Genomic DNA, 671 nt, shown 5'->3' on the forward strand with positions numbered 1-671 from the left:
CAAGATCCAAGTGACAACGACTTGCAACCTTGGTCAGTCAACAATCAAAATAAATTGACTAAAACCTTCCGTTATACTGAAGAGGACTATGACCAACCGAGTTTCTTGGCCAAAGAACAAGCTGTCACACCAACAGCCATTGGGTCAGCGGCCCATTTGTTAATGCAGAAGGTGAATTTAAGGGCTAAACCAAGTAAAGCGACCTTTAAAGCGCTCTTTGATGAACTATGCCAACTAGATATTTTAAGCAATAAACTTTGGCCCCGTATTCAAGTGGATAAACTAGTAGCCTTCTTCGATACGGCAGCGGGACAATTGATTTTGAAACAAGTTGACCATGTATATAGAGAAGAAACATTCTCCCTAATGGTAGCTGGATCAGAAATCTTTACGGATATGGCAACAGATGATGACTTGTTGGTCCACGGGACAATTGACGGTTTTATTTTATTACAGGACGAAATCTTCCTGTATGACTTCAAAACTGACCGGATTGCTTATCTAAATGAAAGCCAGCAAGAACAAACCTTAATCGACCGTTACGAAGGGCAAATGGATCTTTATGCCCAAGCCCTTGAAACCATTTGGGAACGGCCAGTTACACAGAAAATGATTATATCTTTAGATACATTAAAAACTTTTTTTGTCTAATAACACTTGCAAAAGTAATA

The 671-nt window shown here is 39.3% G+C and carries 1 protein-coding gene; it reads left to right on the plus strand.

The window, feature by feature from the left end; genetic code table 11:
• The coding region (locus tag ACRCJ0_RS17925) for a PD-(D/E)XK nuclease family protein (protein WP_431391493.1) at positions 1-651 on the plus strand (651 nt) is incomplete at its 5' end.
• Between the last annotated feature and the right edge of the window lie 20 nt (positions 652-671).

This window comes from Aerococcus sp. L_32 (genome assembly GCF_050689315.1).